Origin of the sequence: Burkholderia stagnalis, from assembly GCF_039848545.1 — a bacterium.
Taxonomy (GTDB): Bacteria; Pseudomonadota; Gammaproteobacteria; order Burkholderiales; family Burkholderiaceae; genus Burkholderia; species Burkholderia stagnalis.
On sequence record NZ_CP156685.1, the window covers coordinates 2,970,288 to 2,983,280 of the forward strand.

General features: G+C 67.2%; 12 protein-coding genes and 1 pseudogene. 2 read left to right on the plus strand and 11 right to left on the minus strand.

The window, feature by feature from the left end:
* Positions 1 to 223 precede the first annotated feature (223 nt).
* The 10 genes and pseudogenes from ABFO07_RS13680 to hpnI all read right to left on the minus strand — a co-directional run.
* A pseudogene (locus tag ABFO07_RS13680) lies at positions 224 to 313 on the minus strand (ion transporter); the annotation flags it as partial.
* A 29-nt stretch (positions 314 to 342) separates the two neighbouring features.
* Positions 343 to 1,386: a GlxA family transcriptional regulator gene (locus ABFO07_RS13685; protein WP_060017607.1), complete on the minus strand. Its 1,044-nt coding sequence runs from the start codon at positions 1,384 to 1,386 to the stop codon at positions 343 to 345.
* Between the two features lie 22 nt (positions 1,387 to 1,408).
* The gene (locus tag ABFO07_RS13690) at positions 1,409 to 2,203 is read right to left on the minus strand and encodes an ABC transporter ATP-binding protein (protein WP_059802875.1); all 795 of its coding nucleotides are present in this window, start codon (positions 2,201 to 2,203) and stop codon (positions 1,409 to 1,411) included.
* Between the two features lie 21 nt (positions 2,204 to 2,224).
* Entirely contained in the window at positions 2,225 to 2,938 is a 714-nt protein-coding gene (locus ABFO07_RS13695) for an ABC transporter permease (RefSeq protein WP_059564785.1), read from the minus strand.
* The gene (locus ABFO07_RS13700) at positions 2,935 to 3,624 is read right to left on the minus strand and encodes an ABC transporter permease (protein WP_059802878.1); all 690 of its coding nucleotides are present in this window, start codon (positions 3,622 to 3,624) and stop codon (positions 2,935 to 2,937) included. The genes ABFO07_RS13695 and ABFO07_RS13700 overlap by 4 nt, the downstream gene beginning before the upstream one ends.
* A 259-nt stretch (positions 3,625 to 3,883) precedes the next feature.
* On the minus strand, positions 3,884 to 4,441 hold the full coding sequence (locus ABFO07_RS13705) for a hypothetical protein (RefSeq protein WP_059564783.1): 558 nt from the start codon (positions 4,439 to 4,441) through the stop codon (positions 3,884 to 3,886).
* Between the two features lie 120 nt (positions 4,442 to 4,561).
* On the minus strand, positions 4,562 to 5,593 hold the full coding sequence (locus tag ABFO07_RS13710; protein ID WP_059802978.1) for an HpnL family protein: 1,032 nt from the start codon (positions 5,591 to 5,593) through the stop codon (positions 4,562 to 4,564).
* Entirely contained in the window at positions 5,587 to 6,471 is an 885-nt protein-coding gene (gene hpnK / locus ABFO07_RS13715; RefSeq protein ID WP_347467627.1) for a hopanoid biosynthesis-associated protein HpnK, read from the minus strand. Before hpnK ends, ABFO07_RS13710 begins: the two co-directional genes overlap by 7 nt.
* A 3-nt stretch (positions 6,472 to 6,474) precedes the next feature.
* The gene (gene hpnJ / locus ABFO07_RS13720) at positions 6,475 to 7,917 is read right to left on the minus strand and encodes a hopanoid biosynthesis associated radical SAM protein HpnJ (RefSeq protein ID WP_311732934.1); all 1,443 of its coding nucleotides are present in this window, start codon (positions 7,915 to 7,917) and stop codon (positions 6,475 to 6,477) included.
* 91 nt (positions 7,918 to 8,008) lie between these two features.
* Positions 8,009 to 9,181, minus strand: a complete 1,173-nt coding sequence (hpnI, locus tag ABFO07_RS13725; RefSeq protein ID WP_059891794.1) for a bacteriohopanetetrol glucosamine biosynthesis glycosyltransferase HpnI — start codon at positions 9,179 to 9,181, stop codon at positions 8,009 to 8,011.
* A gap of 627 nt (positions 9,182 to 9,808) precedes the next feature.
* On the opposite strand from hpnI, the gene ABFO07_RS13730 reads away from it, so the two are divergent.
* Positions 9,809 to 10,807: an LLM class flavin-dependent oxidoreductase gene (locus ABFO07_RS13730; RefSeq protein WP_059564841.1), complete on the plus strand. Its 999-nt coding sequence runs from the start codon at positions 9,809 to 9,811 to the stop codon at positions 10,805 to 10,807.
* A 79-nt stretch (positions 10,808 to 10,886) separates the two neighbouring features.
* Here ABFO07_RS13730 and ABFO07_RS13735 read toward each other — a convergent pair whose 3' ends face one another.
* Positions 10,887 to 11,951 (minus strand): alpha/beta fold hydrolase, encoded by a 1,065-nt coding sequence (locus ABFO07_RS13735; protein ID WP_059564779.1) that lies wholly within the window; start codon positions 11,949 to 11,951, stop codon positions 10,887 to 10,889.
* A gap of 175 nt (positions 11,952 to 12,126) precedes the next feature.
* Between ABFO07_RS13735 and pdxY the strand changes: the two genes are divergently transcribed.
* Positions 12,127 to 12,987 carry a pyridoxal kinase PdxY gene (gene pdxY, locus ABFO07_RS13740; protein ID WP_059564778.1) on the plus strand — a complete coding sequence of 287 codons (861 nt, stop codon included), beginning with the start codon at positions 12,127 to 12,129 and terminating at the stop codon, positions 12,985 to 12,987.
* The last annotated feature ends 6 nt before the right edge of the window (positions 12,988 to 12,993 follow it).

A 12,993-nucleotide genomic window follows, 5' to 3' on the forward strand; every position in this document is an offset into this window, starting at 1 on the left:
CTACGCGCGCCTCACGGAATCACCACCACCAATCACCCTGTTCAGCAAGTGTGGACCTGTCGGCCGAGCGCAGCGAGGACGGAGCGAGCGGGCGGTATACCGCTTTGTCGGGAGGTGCGACGAGTCAGAACCATTGCTCGAACCACTCTGATGTGAGCCGTGGCGCGGACACTTTTGTGCGGTCCACTCGGTTGTCGATCGCACTGTAGGCCTGGGCATTTCAGGCGCCTTTCTTTTGGTTACTTTTCTTTGGCAAGACAAAGAAAAGTGACCCCCGCCCCGGGGAGGGGCGACGCAAACAGACCGAGAGCATTACGGGCAATTCACGACAAACCGCCCCGCTTACCCTTTATCCCCGCGCTCGACAAGCGCCCCGGCGCGGGGCTCACCGCCGCCGCCAGTCTGCTTCTCGAGCCAGGCTCGCCGATCTTCCCGCGGCGTCACGCCAAACCGTTCGCGGTACGCGTTAGAAAAGTGCGCAGCAGAAGAAAACCCACAGGCGAGACTAACCTGCACGACCGACTTGCTGGTCCGCTGCAACTGCGTGCGCGCCTTCAGCAACCGCAAATTGAGGTAATACTTGGAGGGCATCGCCCCGAGATACTGCCGAAACAGCCTTTCGAGCTGCCGCCGCGACACGCCGACCAACCCGGCGATTTCATCGGTCGTCAGCGGATCCTCGACATTCGCTTCCATCAACAGCAATGCATCGTTCAACCGAGGATGCCGCTCCCCGGGAGCCGTCACGAAAGGAATCCGCTGCCGCTCCTCGCCACTGCGCAACGTGCCCGCGCCAAGCGCATCGGCAATCCGTTCGGCAAGCTCCGGCCCGTGCTCGCGGCCGATCATGGCGAGCATGAAATCGACCGTCGCCTGCCCACCGGCACAGGTGGCCCGATCCCGATCGATCTCGAAGATCTGCTGCGTGACGATCGACCGCTCGAACTGCTCCGCAAACTGCTGATACGTCTCCCAGTTCACGCTCACGCGATAGCCGGACAACTGCCCCGCCATCGCGAGCCACCACACGCCATGGTGAATGCCCGTCACGAGCGGCGTGCGCTGCCCCACCCGCGCAAGGCTCGCAAGAAACAACCGGTAGTCCGCGAACTGCTGGAACCGCTCGCTGACGACGATCAGCCAGTCACACGCGATCGTATCGTTGAACGCCGCATCCGCATGCCATTGCGCGCCGCCGGCGAGCGGCACGGGCCGCCCGTCCCACGAACACACCTGCCACCGATACAGCAGCCGCCCGTCGATCTCGTTCGCGAGATTCAACGCATCGACGATCGGACCCACGCCCGACATCGACACGGGCGGCAATGCGACGATCACCACCTGCGTCGTGCGGGTGGCGCCTGCGGGACGGGACACCGGTACCACGTATGCAGCCTGCCCTGTCGCGTTACTTCAGGCTGCCCGACAGGAACTGCTTCAGGCGCTCGCTCTGCGGACGCACCAGCACCTCCGCCGGATCGCCCTGCTCCTCGGTCCGCCCCTGGTGCAGGAACATCACATGATTCGACACGTTGCGCGCGAAACCCATCTCGTGCGTGACGACGATCATCGTGCGCCCTTCCTCGGCCAGCTTCTGCATCACCTTCAGCACTTCGCCGACGAGTTCCGGATCGAGCGCGGAAGTCGGTTCGTCGAACAGCATCACGTCCGGGTGCATCGCCAGCGCCCGCGCAATCGCGACGCGCTGCTGCTGGCCGCCCGACAGGTGCGACGGATACTGCTTCTCGACCCGCGGCGGCAAGCCGACCTTCTCCAGGTACTCGCGCGCGCGATCCTCGGCTTCCTTCTTCGAAATGCCGAGCACGTGAAGCGGCGCCTCCATCACGTTCTCGAGCACGTTCATGTGCGCCCACAAGTTGAAGTGCTGGAACACCATCGCGAGCTTCGTGCGGATCCGCTGCAGCTGCTTGTGGTCGGCCACCTCGAGCGCGCCGGCCTTGTCGGCCCTGGTGCGCACGGCCTCGCCGTCGACGACGATCTGCCCGGCATTCGGCCGCTCGAGAAAATTGATGCAGCGCAGGAACGTGCTCTTGCCCGAGCCGCTCGCGCCGATGATGCTGATGACGTCGCCGGCCTTCGCGTTCAGCGAGACGCCCTTGAGCACCTCGTTGTCACCGTAGCGCTTGTGAATGTCGAGCGCCGCAAGCTTGCAGGCAGGGCTCGTTTGATTGATCTCGGCCATCTGGCTCTCCTCGAAGTGAATTCAATGACGGCCGGCCGCGAGGTACGCGAGCCAGTGGCGCTCTGCCCGGCGAAACGCCGCGACGAGTGCGAACGATACCGCAAGATAGATCAGCGCGGCGATCCCGAATGACTGGAAGGCCATGTACGTCGCCGAATTCGCGTCGCGCGCGACCTTCAGGATGTCCGGCACGGTCGCGGTGAACGCGACCGTCGTCGCGTGCAGCATCAGGATCACCTCGTTGCTGTACAGCGGCAGCGCGCGACGCAGCGCCGACGGCAGGATCACGCGGCGGTACATCGTGAACGGCGTCATCCCGTATGCCCGCGCGGCCTCGACCTCGCCGTGCGGAATCGCACGGATCGCGCCGGCGAAGATCTCGGTCGTGTACGCGCAGGTGTTCAGCGCGAACGCGAGAATCGCGCAGTTGAAGCCGCTCCTGAAAAACGCGTCGAGCAGCGAATGCGAACGCACGAATTCGAGGCTGTACATGCCCGTGTAGAGCAGCAGCAGCTGCACGTACAGCGGCGTGCCGCGGAACACGTAGGTGTAGAAGCGCACCGGCATCGACACCCATTTCTTCTTCGACACGCGTGCGACCGCGAGCGGCACCGCGCACACGAAGCCGAGCGAAATCGACGCGACGAGCAGCCACAGCGTGACCGCGAGGCCCGACAGGCGCTGGCCGTCCCAGTAAAGGAACGCCTGGCCGAATTCCTGGAGAATCTCGATCATAGTTCTGCGTGCCGCACGCCCATGGAATAACGCTTCTCGAGCTGCATCAGCACGAGGTTGGAAACGGTCGTGATCGCGAGATAGATCAGCGCCGCGACGAGAATGAAGAAGAACATGTTGAACGTGCTCTTGCCCGCGTCCTGCGCCGCCTTCACGACGTCGGCGAGGCCGATGATCGACACCAGCGCGGTGGCCTTCACGAGCACCTGCCAGTTGTTGCCGATGCCCGGCAGCGCGAAGCGCATCATCTGCGGAAACATGATCCGCACGAACACCCGCAGCCCGCTCATCCCGTAGGCGGCGCCCGCCTCGAGCTGGCCGCGCGGCACCGACAGGAACGCGCCGCGGAACGTCTCGGTGAAGTACGCGCCGTAGATGAAGCCGAGCGTCAGCACGCCGGCGACGAACGGGTCGATGTCGATCTGCTCCCAGCCGACGAGGTCGGTGAACTGGTTCAGCCAGATCTGGATGCTGTAGAACAGCAGCAGCATCAGGACCAGATCGGGCACCGAGCGGATCAGCGTCGTGTAGCCGGTCGCGATCGAACGCAGGAACCGGTTATGCGACAGCTTCGCCACTGCGCCGATCAGCCCCAGCGCCACCGCAGTGGCAAGCGACAGCACCGACAGCTCGATCGTCTGCACGGTGCCCGCCCACAGGACAGGACCAAAGCCGTAAAGGAACACGCGCGTCTCCAGAGTTGGAATGGATGCCGGCGCGGAATCCTCCCCACGCCGGGCTGACGCGGATAGTCGCAAGCGAAAATGTTTGTCTCAAATCACGGTCCGCATGGTTGCTGCATCGCAACAATTCCCCGCACCATTGCAAACTGTGCGCTACACGTCTGTTTCGAAAAGAAAAAAGCCGCTTGCCGACCTTCGGGCGAACGGTCGGGAAGCGGACTTTTTGCAATTTTCCGGTCGCTTTTTCGATATAGCGAAGCGATCAGTGGCCCGTCAGGATGTCGGAGCGCGAGGTCGTGTAGACGAGCCCGTCCGGCCCGAAATGCACGTTGAAGAAGGCGTCCTGGTTGACGCCGTCCTCGAGCCAGCGCCAGCTCCAGACCGTCTCGGGCTTCAGCGGATACTGCGCGACGTCGCATGGCTTGCCGAGCAGGCGCCGCACCTCGTCCGCATGCATGCCGGGCTGCACCTTCGCGAAGTTGGCCGCGGTGAGCACCTGCGTCGCGCCCGCATAGCGCCCGTTCGCGTCGAGGTCGACGAACCACGTCTGGTTGCCCATCGGCCCGCGCGGATATTCGAGGCGCTTCGAGCCGTCGGTGAACACGCGCTCGGTCTCGGGCTTGCCCATCGTGCCGCGGATGTCCGCCTCGGTCGACTCGCCCGGCTTCAGCCCCTTCAGCAGCAGCGGCGCCGGCTTGATCGCATTGAAGAAATCGCGGATACGTTGCACGTTGAGCTCGCCTTGCTTGTCGTCGCACGCGCTCAGCGCCACGGCGGCGGCCAGCATCGCGACGGGAAACAGCCGGAAACGGAAAATCATCGGAGGAAACGGCGTCGAGACAAACACGCGGCAAGCATACCCGCGCGCCGCCGAAAGCGCGAGATGAGACAAGGCGGGGGACAAGGCGGAAAGACGAGACGGGCGCGCGGCCCGTCTCGTTCAGTGCATCGTTTCGGTTTCGCGCGCGGCCTTCGCCGGCTGCGGCGCGCGCGACGCGGGCGCGGTGATCCGGCGTCGCGTGCGGACCAGCTCGGCGAGCTGCCACGAGCCGAGCGCGATGCAGCCGAACACGACTTCGCGCGCACGCTTCACGAGCGCGAGCGACAGCGCCGTGTCGCGGTCGACGCCGAACATCTGCGCAAGCAGCACGACGGTCGCTTCCTGCACGCCGAGGCCGCCCGGCACCATGAACGCGGCATGGCGCGCGGCCTGGGTCATCGCCTCGATCGCAAGCGCGCCGCCGATCGACACCGGATGGCCGAGCAGCGCGAGCGCCCAGTAGATCTCAAGCGCGCCCACCGCGTAGCCGAGCAATTGCCAGAAGAACGCGCTGAACAGCAGGCCCGTGCGCGACATCAGCGCGTCGATGTCCGTATCGAGCCGCCGGCCGTCGACGCCCTGCAGCAGCCGGTGCGAATCGCCGAGCAGGCGGCCCGCGAAGCGCTCGATCGCATGGAAGATCCCGCCGCGCCGCATCAGCACGACGCCGAGCACCGGCAGCGGCAGCGACAGCAGCAGCGCGAGGCCGATCGTGCCGCCGCCCATGTTGTGGGTGGTCGCGAGCAGCAGCACGAGGCCGAGCGCGGCGAACGCATACTGCACGACGATCGTGACGAGCACCTCGACGATCACCGACGCGGTCACGCGGCTCGCGTCCGGCACCTGCCAGCGCGCAAGCCGGATGCCGACGATCTCGCCGCCGATCCCGACCACCGGCAGCAGCCGGTTCACGGCTTCACGTACGGTCGCAACCCACCACAGGAACGGCAGCGAGCTGCGCTTGCCGAGCAGCAGCTGCCACGCATACGCGTCGAGCAGCAGCGGCAGCGCATGGAACGGCACGAGCCACAGCAGCGCGAAGCCGGCCTGCTCGATCATCCGCGACACGTCGCCGACGCCTTCGTGCAGCACCAGCGCGAGCAGGATCCCGATGCCGATCGGCCAGCCGAGCCATTTGATCCATTTCATGATGGCTGCGCTCCCGGTTGACGCGCCGCGCGCGCGGTGCGCGGCGACGCGGCCTGGCCGAACACCGCGGCGAAGCCGCCCGTCGCGGCGCCCGACGCCTTCAGCGCGGCGGCGACGCGCGGCGACAGCAGCGCATCCAGTTCGTCGACCGGACGGTAGCCGGCCATCGTCGGCGTGATCGGGCCCGCGCCCGCCTCGGCCGGATGGCAGTAGATCTCGCCGACGCCCGGCGGCAGCGCCGCGAGCGCGTCGAGCAGCACCGCCTCGTCCATCCCGCCCGTGTGCTCGATGCCGACCACGTAGTCGTTGTGCGCGAGCCCCGCGCGGTCGAGCCGCGCGCGCACGAGCCCGATCCACGGCTTCAGCCACGCGGGCGCGGTCGTCTCGTACGGCAGCCGGACCGCGCGCAGCCCGTAGTCGCGGCCGATCTCGATGATCATCGACAGGATCGTCGGATGCAGATGGAAATGCTTGTGCGCGTTCACGTGGTCGAGCGGCAGGCCGCTCGCCGCGAACGCGTCGAACTGCGCGCGGATCTCGCGGCGCAGCTGCGCACGCACGTGCGGCAGGAAGAAGAAGCGGCAGCCGTCCTTCGCCATCGCGTCGCCGAAGCGCCCGTCGGCGCCGACGAGCGCGGGGATCTCACGCGCGGGCAGCGTGGCCGGCCCGTCCGCGAGCACGAGATGCAGGCCGACCGCGAGCGACGGCAGCCGCCGCGCGCGCTCGACCGCATCCTGCGCGGCCGGCGCGCCGACCATCAGGCTCGCGGCGTTCAGCACGCCGTCGCGATGCGCGCGCTCGACCGCCGCGTTCACCCGCGGATGCAGCCCGAAGTCGTCCGCGGTGAAGATGAGCGCCCGCGCCGCCCGCTGTGTGCTCACGAATCAGGCCTCGTGCGCGCGCAGGAAGCGGAAGAATTCGACGCCCTCGCGCAGACGGCGCTTCATCATGTCCCAGCTCGTCAGCATCTCGCGCACGATCTCCCAGATCTTCGACGGGCGGAAGTAGAACTCGCGGTAGAACTGCTCGAGGTGGTGATAGATCTCGTCGCGCGACAGATGCGCGTAGCCGATCGCCGCGAGCTGCACGCCTTCCTTGCTCACCAGGTTGATGGTCTTGTTCTCTTCCATCCAGCCGTTTTCGACGGCCTGCTTGTAGAGCGTCGTGCCCGGATACGGCGCGGCGAGCGAAACCTGGATCGTGTGCGGATTGATTTCCTTCGCGTACTCGATCGTCTTCTTGATGGTTTCCTGCGTCTCGCCCGGCAGGCCGAGAATGAAGGTGCCGTGGATCTTGATGCCGAGCTTCTTGCAGTCCGCGCTGAAGCGGCGCGCGAAATCGGTGCGCACGCCCTTCTTGATGTTCACGAGGATCTGGTCGTCGCCGGATTCGAAGCCGACCAGCAGCAGGCGCAGGCCGTTTTCCTTCATGACCTTCAGCGTCTTGTACGGCACGTTCGCCTTCGCGTTGCACGACCACGTCATGCCGAGCTTGCCCAGACCGATGGCGATGGCTTCGGCGCGCGGCAGGTCGTCGGTGAAGGTGTCGTCGTCGAACATCAGTTCCTTCACTTCCGGCATGTTGTCGCGGATCCACTTCGCTTCCGCAAGCACGTTCTCGACCGAGCGCGTGCGATAGCGGTGGCCGCTGACCGTCTGCGGCCACAGGCAGAACGTGCAGCGCGACTTGCAGCCGCGGCCCGTGTAGATCGACACGTACGGGTAGTTCAGGTAGCCGATGAAGTAGTTGTCGATCTTCAGGTCGCGCTTGTAGACCGGCGCGACGAACGGCAGTTCGTCCATGTTCTCGAGGATCGGACGCGCTTCGTTGTGCTCGATCGAGCCGTCCTTCGCGCGCCAGCTCAAGCCCTTGATCTCGGGGAACGGCTTGCCTTCGGCGATTTCCTTGCAGGTGTAGTCGAATTCCTCGCGGCACACGAAGTCGATGGCCTCGCTCGCCGTGAGCGAGTTGTGCGGATCGACCATCACCTTCGCGCCCACCATGCCGACCAGCATCGACGGCTTCATCTTCTTGAGATCCTGCGCGAACATCGCGTCGGTCGGGAACGACGGCGTGCTCGTGTGGATGATCACGAGGTCGTAGTCGTTCGCGATCTTCAGCGTCTCGTCGACCGACAGCCCGTCGGCCGGCGCGTCGACGACGCGGCTGCCCGGCACGAGCGCGGCCGGCTGCGCGAGCCACGTCGGATACCAGAACGAGCGGATTTCGCGCTTCGCCTGGTAGCGGGAGCCGGCTCCGCCGTCGAAGCCGTCGTACGAAGGGGCCTGCAAGAACAGCGTTTTCATGAATGCTCCAGTAGCCTGCATAGTTCGAGTTCGTATCAAGAATCTAGTAAAAAAACCGCGGGCCGCCATGAAGGCGCCCGCTATCGAAATGGGTATTGGCCTGCGTTCGCCGCTAGCGGCCGTCGCCGCCTTCCACGGCCGTCGCGCGCTCGCCGCCGACGACCGTCATCCTGGCGCCGCGCCACACGACCTGCGTGCCGAACGCCGCGACGAGCCACTCGAGCGCGAGCAGCGTGTCGCGCACCGCGACGAGCGGCAAATCGCGCCAGAACGCGCGCCAGCCGTCTTCGCCGCGCGCATGCAGCACGAGCCGCCCGAACGCGCCCACGACGGCCGCCCCGCCCGCCAGCGTGCCGGCGAACGTGCCGTCCAGGCGCAGCGCGAGCGCCGCGCCGATCGCAAGCCACGGCGCGGTGAACGTGATGAACAGGAACGCGAAGCCGCCCGGGTTCAGCGAACGGATCGTCCGCAGCCAGCGGGTTTCGCGATGCCACAACGGCCCGAACGACGCTTCGATCACGTCGGTCGCGACCTCGACCTCCGACAGCACCGTGCGCCGGCCGATGCGGCGCGGCAGCTCGGCGAGCCAGAAATCGTCGGCCAGCTCGTCCTTCAGCGCCTTGAAGCCGCCGATCCGGTCGAGCGTGTCGCGCGTGAGCGCGAGCGTCGCGCCGAAGCCGAAGCGGCTCGAGCGGCCGAGATGCGTGATCCGCACCGACGGCGCGAACCACGCGTCGACGAACTGCGCGCCGATCCGCGTCCAGAACCCGCCGACGCTGCGCGCATGATACAGGCACGTGACGACCCCGACCGACGCATCGGCGAGCGGCGCCGTCACGCGCTCGAGATAGTCGGGCTTCACCGCGATGTCGCTGTCCGCGATCACGATCCGCCCGTATTTCGCGCGCTCGGCGAGATTGATCAGGTTGCTGACCTTCAGGTTCTTGCCGTATACGCGCGCATCGATCACGAGCGCGATGTCGCATTCCGGATAGTCCGCGCGCAGCCGCTCGACCACCGCCACCGCCGGATCGGCCGCCGACGCGACGCCGAACAGCACTTCGTAGCGCGGATGGCGCTGCTCGCAGAAGGTCGCGAGGTTCTCGTACAGGTGCGGCTCCGCGCCGCACAGCGGCTTCAGCACGCTGACGGGCGCGAAACCGCCGCGCGCGGCCGTGCGCGGCGTGCGCGGGCGCGGCGCGAACGCCGCGGCGAGCGCATAGCCGGCCGCGGCCAGCGTGAACGCGACCAGCAGCCACTCGAGGATCGATACGGTGGACGTCATGCGCACCGCCCTGCGGCGGCCAGGCCGCGGCGGCAATCGACTGAGCGTGGTTTGGATGATGCGATGGCGACGAACACGGGCACGACCCGACTCCTTGTTCCGGCAGCGTCTGAATTGGGGGATGAACGCCAAACCCGAATCCGGCCATGCCCCCTCTTGCGAGACACTCCCTGCGCGACGCCCGGGCGGGACGCAGGAAGATCGAACGGAAACCGCGAGCGCGACATGGACAGCCGCCGGATTTTAGCAGTGCGCGATACCAATCGCTTGGCGCCTGATGAAACGGACTGATGCAAATCCGGCAAACCCGCATTGCGGAGATCCGATTTGATTCGAAGCCCGTTCAGCTTAGCGTAAGCACTTTGCAGGCGTATTGCAGTCTTGATTTTTCGGCATTTCGTGCTTTTTTGTGTCTGCATGCGCAATCGCAACCAATCGCCGCAAGAATCCGTCATCCTCATCGTATTGGCACGATTTTTGGAACAATCGTTCGCCTCGATGCGGGGCGCCCCTGCCGGTCGCAGGGGTATCCGCGCGCCGCCAGCGCGTTCCGGAACCCTTTGGCAAAATCGTCCGAATCTGTTGCGTCCGCGCATCACCGCGCGGCGCCGTTCGAAGGCCCATCCGATGATTCCGTTCTCCGTACTCGATCTTGCCCCCATTCCCGCCGGCGCCGACGCCGCGCAGGCGTTCCGCAACACCCTCGATCTCGCGCAGCACGCCGAGCGCTGGGGCTACCAGCGCTACTGGCTCGCCGAACACCACAACATGCCGGGCATCGCGAGCGCCGCGACCGCCGTCGTGATCGGCCACGTCGCGGGCGGCACGAAGACGATCCGGGTCGGCTCGGGCGGCATCATGCTGCCGAACCACGCGCCGCTCGTGATCGCCGAGCAGTTCGGCACGCTCGCGTCGCTGTACCCGGGCCGGATCGATCTCGGCCTCGGCCGCGCGCCGGGCACCGACCAGACCACATCGCGCGCGCTGCGCCGCGACCTGATCGGCAGCGCCGATTCGTTCCCCGACGACGTCGCCGAGCTGCTGCGCTACTTCGCCGAGCCGGCGGCCGGCCAGCGCGTGCGCGCGGTGCCCGGTGCCGGGCTCGACGTGCCGGTCTGGCTGCTCGGCTCGAGCCTGTTCAGCGCGCAGCTCGCCGCGATGCTCGGCCTGCCGTTCGCGTTCGCGTCGCATTTCGCGCCGGACTACCTGTTGCGCGCGCTCGACGTCTATCGCGCGCAATACCGGCCGTCGGCCGCGTGGCCGAAACCGTATGCGATGGTCGGGGTGAATGTGTTCGCCGCGGAAACCGACGACGAGGCGCGACGCCTCTTCACGTCGCTGCAGCAGCAGTTCCTGAGCCTGCGGCGCGGCACGCCGGGCAAGCTGCCGCCGCCCGTCGACGTGCTCGACGCCAACGAGCTCGAGCTCGCGGGCGTCGCGCATTCGCTGTCGTTCGCCGCGGTCGGCTCGCGCGACACCGTGCGTGCGCAGTTGCGCGAGCGGATCGCGCGCACCGGCGCGGACGAGCTGATCGTCACCGCGCAGATCTACGATCACGCGGCGCGGCTGCGTTCGTTCGAGATCACCGCGCAAATTCGCGACGAGCTGGCGAGCGACGCGCGCTGAGCGGCGTTCGCGCCACGCAGGGCCCGTCCGGCGCGCGGCTGCGCGACGCCGGCCGCGGGCCGGCGCGTCGCGCGCGCCGTTACTGCGGACGCGCCTGCGCGAGCCCGTCGAGCAGCGCCTTGTGGAACGTGTCCGGATCCTGGATCTGCGGCGCGTGGCCGAGCGCCGGGAATTCGACGAGCTGCGCGCCGGGGATCGCCGCCTGCGTGCGCTTCGCGAGCTCCGGATACCGGCCGAGCTTCGCGTGGACCTCGGGCGGCGAAACGTCCTTGCCGATCGCCGTGGTGTCCTTGTCGCCGATCAACAGCAAAGTCGGCACGCGGATCGCGCCCATCTCGTAGACCACCGGCTGCGTGAAGATCATGTCGTACAGCAGCGCGGATTGCCACGCGACCGTCTCGCGGCCGGGCCCGCGGTACATCCCCGCGAGCATCTGCACCCAGCGCTCGTACGACGGCGCCCACTTGCCCGCGTAGTAGGCCGCCTGCTCGTAGCGGCGGATGCCTTCGGCCGTCGTCTTCAGCTCGCGCGCGTACCAGTAGTCGACCGACAGCGGCGGCACGCCGAGCGCCTTCCAGTCCTCGAGGCCGATCGGGTTGACGAGCACGAGCTGCTCGGTCGCCTTCGGATACATCAGCGCATAGCGCATCGCGAGCATGCCGCCCGTCGAGTGGCCGACGAGCGTCGCGTTCTTCACGCCGAGCGATTCGAGCAGCGCATGCGTGTTGCGCGCGAGCTGCTGGAAGCTGTACTGGTAGCGCTCGGGCTTCGACGACTTGCAGAAGCCGATCTGGTCCGGCGCGATCACGCGATACCCGGCGCGGCCGAGCACCGCGATCGTCTCTTCCCAGGTCGCCGCGCAGAAATTCTTCCCGTGCAGCAGCACGACCGTGCGACCGTTCGGATGCGCGGGCTGCACGTCCATGTACATCATCTCGACGGTCTCGCGCTGCGACACGAACGTGTAGCGATGCACGGGCTCCGGGTACGTGAAGCCTTCCAGCCGCGGGCCATAGGCAGGCCCGTCGTTGCCGCCGGGCGCCGGGCTCGCCGCCATGGCGACGGGCGCCGCGCCCGCGGCGGCAAGGCACGCGCCGAACAGCGCGACGCGGAATACGGACAACATCTTGCAAATCGAAGGCATGGCGGAGAGGATGAGTGGAAACGCACGCCGGCAGCCTGTCGGCGCCGCGCCACGCGATTCTACGCGGGTCGCGATGACGACGGCGCGCAACACTCCGTTGCCGGGCGGCTTTCTCGCATGCGAGAAACTCGGGTATCGTGTGACGTGACCCTGATCCGCGTGCAGGCGAATCCCCATGAAAAACGTCCTCAGCATTCAGTCTCACGTGATCTACGGCCATGCCGGCAACAGCGCGGCCGTGTTTCCGATGCAGCGCCTCGGCGTCAACGTCTGGCCGCTCAACACCGTGCAGTTGTCGAATCACATGCAGTACGGCCACTGGGCAGGCAGCGCGATCGACGCCGCGAAGATGGAACAGCTCGTCGACGGCATCGCCGCGATCGGCGGGCTCAAGCGCTGCGACGCGGTGCTCTCCGGGTTCCTCGGCTCCCCCGCGCAGGCGCGCGCGACGGTCGAGATCGTGCGCTCGGTCAAGGCGATGAACGCGAACGCGTGGTACTTCTGCGATCCCGCGATGGGCCAGACGGGCGGCATCCGCCCCGAGCCGGGCGTCGAGGAGTTCATCGTCCACGAGATGCCCGCGCTCGCCGACGGCATGTCGCCGAACCACACCGAATTGCAGAAGCTCGCCGGGCGGCGCATCGAGACCGTCTCCGAAGCGGTCGAGGCGTGCCGCGCGCTGATCCGCCGCGGCCCGCAGATCGTCCTCGTCAAGCACCTGCACGACCGCAACAGCCCCGCCGACCGTTTCAACATGCTGGCCGTCACCGAGACCGAAGCATGGATCGGCCAGCGCCCGCTGTACGCGTTCCCGCGCCATCCGGTCGGGGTCGGCGACCTGACGAGCGCGGTGTTCGTCGCGCGGCGGCTGCGCGGCGACTCGGTGCGCGCCGCGTTCGAACACACGCTCGCGGCGGTGCACGCGGTCGTCAAGGCGACCTACGACGCGCGCCGCTACGAGCTGGAACTCATTGCCGCGCAGGACGAGATCGCGAGCCCGAGCGAATGGTTCGGCGCGTGGGTCACGGACGTCTGACGGCGC

What these genes read in the sequence shown, in the direction of transcription:
- ABFO07_RS13695 (WP_059564785.1), bottom strand. Translation starts at nt 2,938, where the DNA reads ATGATCGAGATTCTCCAGGAATTCGGCCAGGCGTTCCTTTACTGGGAC.
- ABFO07_RS13690 (WP_059802875.1), bottom strand. Translation starts at nt 2,203, where the DNA reads ATGGCCGAGATCAATCAAACGAGCCCTGCCTGCAAGCTTGCGGCGCTC.
- hpnI (WP_059891794.1), bottom strand. Translation starts at nt 9,181, where the DNA reads ATGACGTCCACCGTATCGATCCTCGAGTGGCTGCTGGTCGCGTTCACG.
- hpnJ (WP_311732934.1), bottom strand. Translation starts at nt 7,917, where the DNA reads ATGCAGGCTACTGGAGCATTCATGAAAACGCTGTTCTTGCAGGCCCCT.
- ABFO07_RS13730 (WP_059564841.1), top strand. Translation starts at nt 9,809, where the DNA reads ATGATTCCGTTCTCCGTACTCGATCTTGCCCCCATTCCCGCCGGCGCC.
- pdxY (WP_059564778.1), top strand. Translation starts at nt 12,127, where the DNA reads ATGAAAAACGTCCTCAGCATTCAGTCTCACGTGATCTACGGCCATGCC.
- ABFO07_RS13705 (WP_059564783.1), bottom strand. Translation starts at nt 4,441, where the DNA reads ATGATTTTCCGTTTCCGGCTGTTTCCCGTCGCGATGCTGGCCGCCGCC.
- ABFO07_RS13735 (WP_059564779.1), bottom strand. Translation starts at nt 11,951, where the DNA reads ATGCCTTCGATTTGCAAGATGTTGTCCGTATTCCGCGTCGCGCTGTTC.